At 43.0% G+C, this 4,110-nt stretch carries 3 protein-coding genes; all 3 read left to right on the forward strand.

Going from position 1 to position 4,110, the window contains the following annotated elements:
- The first annotated feature begins 746 nt into the window (after positions 1-746).
- Positions 747-1,376 carry a BRO-N domain-containing protein gene (locus OCV57_RS14165; protein ID WP_051706933.1) on the forward strand — a complete coding sequence of 210 codons (630 nt, stop codon included), beginning with the start codon at positions 747-749 and terminating at the stop codon, positions 1,374-1,376.
- A gap of 479 nt (positions 1,377-1,855) precedes the next feature.
- Complete coding sequence (locus tag OCV57_RS14170) at positions 1,856-2,062, forward strand: hypothetical protein (protein WP_041337442.1); 207 nt, start codon at positions 1,856-1,858, stop codon at positions 2,060-2,062.
- A gap of 230 nt (positions 2,063-2,292) precedes the next feature.
- Positions 2,293-4,110 (forward strand): recombinase family protein (locus tag OCV57_RS14175; protein ID WP_267302076.1); only part of this gene is annotated, 1,818 nt, incomplete at its 3' end.

The raw sequence follows: 4,110 nt of genomic DNA on the forward strand, positions 1-4,110 counted from the left end.
AATTTGTACAAAATATATAATTAGTTTTGTCAGTTTTAGTCAATCCGTGGATTGACATTTTTATCTTTTAGTGGTATATTATAAGATAATTTCGGCGTATACTGCACATTTTGTCGTATGTTAACTCTGTTTTAGGGAGAAGTCAAGTCCATTTTAAAGGTTTATTGCTTATGCTTTAAGTTGGTTACTGAATTTTGTAGCATTGTGTGATATACTTGTAGTTCAAAACAAAGCGCTCTCCGAGAATAAAAATATTGGAGTGCCAAAAAGTTTTTTATCAGCCCTTGACAAACGAGTGTTCTAATGCTATAATATCAAATAGAAACAACAGCATTTAACATAAAATTACAATTTAATAAATAAGTGCCTTTTACTTACATAAACATATCGGCAAATACTTTTAGAGCTTAATGCTCGTACATATTTAAGGCACGATTTTGATAGCAACGGGATAATTATATCCTTTTGCACTAATCGTGAACTTGAAATATGTGCGAGCTTTTTTGTTGTCTAAATAAATTCAATGTGGTATGTAACGAATTGGCAACGCGGTCAGAATTACATAAATTGCGATACCCTCCGTGTCACATAGACATACCTTTAATATAACATACTAATAATATTAATATAGCAGAAGAAAGAATGTATAGTAGAGATAAGTATTGGTAGGTGCGTAACGAAATGGAGGCGGAATATCAAATTGCGCATCTGCGATTTTCATTTTTCTGCTATGGAAAGGAATTTTTATGAAGTTGAAAAAATTAATGATAATTGATGGTAATCCTTTTGCGGACACAGAGTTCGGTCAGCTTGAGTGTGTTGAAGTTAACGGAAAGCTGTACTTCCCCGCATCGGAGTGTGCAAAGGTTCTCGGATATCACAATCCGAGAAAAGCTATCATAGACCATTGCGACGAGCCAATAAAGCTTACTGTTCCGCATCCGCAAAGTCCGTTAAAAACTATCGTGAAGAATTATATCAGCGAGGGAGATCTGTATTCGCTGATTTTCAATTCAAGGTTACCGATCGGCAGACAGTTTCGTGCTTGGATATGCGACGAGGTGCTCCCGACGATAAGGAAGTACGGATTTTATGTTACGCCGAAGGTTCTTGCGGAGTGCGACGGCAATCCCGAAAAGCTTAAGCGTAAGCTAATGGAAATACAATGTTATCAGTTCTGGAACTACTGTCTGGACCATCCTGATAAGGCGGCAGATTTGATATCGAAATTTTATGAAAAGGCTATGAAAGAAGATGATATTATAGACGCTGAATTCTGTGATGAGGTAAGTAACGAAACCAGTCGCTTGATTGAATGCTCTGCGGTGAGTAACGAACTGCGCACGGCAAGAAACGCCGAAATCTCGCCCGTGTGAGCCTGCCGATTCTCGGCGGTATCCTTGCCCCACCTATGTTGGTTAAAGCCCATACACGCCGAATGTGTGCGACGTCCGAGGCGGTTAACGGTGATTTCTGATGAGAGAATGAAAGTCCGGTAAAAATTGCTCCTGTCAGTATTGCACGATCACCGATATGCAGAGGTTAAAGCAAATCGAAATATTGTAAAGCAAGTTAAAGCATCGGGGTCGTAAGCCCCCGATGCAGTCACAGCGGACAGCAAAGCTGACCGCAAAAGTGCCGAAAATACGCAGTTTCAGCAAAATTGTTGTGCATAATTTTTATGGGGTCATAAATTCGAGGTTTGAAGAATTCAGGGGTCGTAAGTACTGAAAATCACGTAAAATCGGTGTGATTTCAGGAGTCGTAACAGAAAATCAAAGGACATTGCCGCATTTTTCAAAATTGAATAACTTAAATCCCAAAGTCAAAAATGAATCAAAAGGAGTGTTGCCTATTGGAAATTAACGTCAGTGAAAATAAGCGGATCGTAGAGATCTGGCTGACAAATCAGGAGCAGGAGGACGATAGTATCAGCGAATTCGTGCAGAATACTGCAGACAAGTACAGCGATAAAAAATACAAGGTTGCCGTATTTATGTCGGGGGACAACGACTTGTTTGACTGCACGGAGGGATTGATAGAGCACAACCTCTGCCTATGATTTGTGGTGCGCAATCAGGCGCACCGTACATAACTGACGTAAAAAAACATAAATTGCGGCAAAGTCATAAAATCTTCACTCGGATATTTATTGCCTTTGCCTATTGCAATTCTGAAAGATATATGATACAATATTGATATAAATTAAAACGAATATTTCTGACAACATTGTAAGTATTCGCAAAGGTAAAACCGAACCGAAAAAATAATCAACATTGAAAGGGTGAAACAATGAGCATAAAGTACAGCATAGCAGGCTATTGCCGAATTTCTGTCGACGAGGAAATGGACAGAGACAACACCTCGATAGAAAACCAAAAAGCTATCATAGCCGACTTTGTGAAACGCAAGTTTCCAGACAGCACGCTTGATTTCTATGAGGACCGTGACCGATCGGGATATACGTTTGAACAGCGTGAGGGCTATCAGGAGCTGCGAAAGAAAATGCTTCGATTAGAGTACGATATTCTGATCATCAAGGACTTCTCCAGATTTTCCCGACGAAACAGCAAGGGACTGGTGGAATTGGAAGATCTGCGTGACGCAGGAATGAGGATTATCTCGATTGGCGATAACATTGATTATCCTACCTATGACGACTGGACGGCAATTCAGTTCCGCTTTCTTATCAATGAAATGCCTGTTACCGATACGTCCAAAAAGGTCAAATCGGTCATCAAACGCCGTCAGGAGGAGGGCAAGTGGATATGCGCTGTGCCCTACGGCTACGTTATGATAAACAACAAGACCATGCAGTTCGAGGTTGACGAACCTGCGGCGGAGGTTGTCCGAGATATTTTTGACAGGTACAACAGCGGCTGGGGATACAAAAAAATTGCCAACTATCTTACGGACAAGCATATTCCCACGCCTAGAATGTGCGAAAAAATGCGCAGGGAGGCTAAAGGCGAGGAGTGCAAGCGTGAGGTAAAGCAGACGTGGAGTATCATCACCGTCAGCGAGATATTGCAGAACGATTTTTATATCGGCACGCTCCGTCAGGGCAAGTACAGGCGTAAGAAGATAAACGGCGGGGAGGTCAAGCAGGACGAAACAGACCACATAGTATTTGAAAATAATCACACTCCTATCGTCGATTACAAGGTGTTCGCTCTGGCTCAGGAGCAGCTGAAGAAGCGTACGACCTCTCACTATCGGGGAGTGAAAAAGTACGACAATGTGTACTCGGGCTATCTTTTCTGCGGAGACTGCGGCTCACCCATGTTCGCAATGAGCCGTAACGATCTTGCTCCTGCCTACACCTGCGGAACCTACCACAAGCGAGGAACAAAAGGCTGTACCTCGCACCATACCAGAGTTGATATGCTGGACGGTCTGCTGAAAAGCTATATCAAAAAGGTGCGTGACAACTCCGCAGAGATGATCGACCGTTTGCAGGAGTCCATTGCTAAAGAACAGCTTGAAACGAAAAGCAGTCAGTCCACCGTTGACGTGATAAAGGGGCAGATAGAGGACGCAAAGGCGGAAATGAAAATGCTCACCCGACAGCAGGCGAGGGATGTTATGAAACACCCCGACCGTGCGGAGATAATCGAGGAGACCTACACCGAGATGATAGACGAGCTTACTCTGCGTATCGAGGGACTGAAAAATCAGATGCAGCTTGCAGTCGACAAGCACAACACCGTTGTCAGAGTGAACCGCACCGCCAGAACCGTGCTGGAGATTTTCGATGACATCATTAACAAGCCCGCTCTTGACAAGAACGACCTGAATTTTATAATTGACAAGATAGTGGTCTTTGAAAACAGAATTGAAATTCATCTCAAAGCGGATATCGACTGTTTGCTGAAATACGGCACGCTTACAGAGCAGCAGCTTGTGACAGTCGGAGCAGATGGATCAGCCGAAAATTTTAATCAAGGCACTAAGATCGGAAAGTCAGCCGGACAGCTTGCCTCTGCTGTAACGGACAGCAGAGGCAGGAATCTTAGTGTCAACGTTATCAGTAACGGCGACCCCCTCGAGATCTACACCAACCCCGACGGCGAGGTGATATTCAAAAAATATTCTGCCATAAACGAAATG

This window comes from Hominimerdicola aceti (assembly GCF_025567495.1).
Lineage (GTDB): Bacteria > Bacillota > Clostridia > Oscillospirales > Ruminococcaceae > Hominimerdicola > Hominimerdicola aceti.

Excerpts from the sequence above, each read along its gene's own strand:
- OCV57_RS14165 (WP_051706933.1), top strand. The coding sequence starts at position 747 with ATGAAGTTGAAAAAATTAATGATAATTGATGGTAATCCTTTTGCGGAC.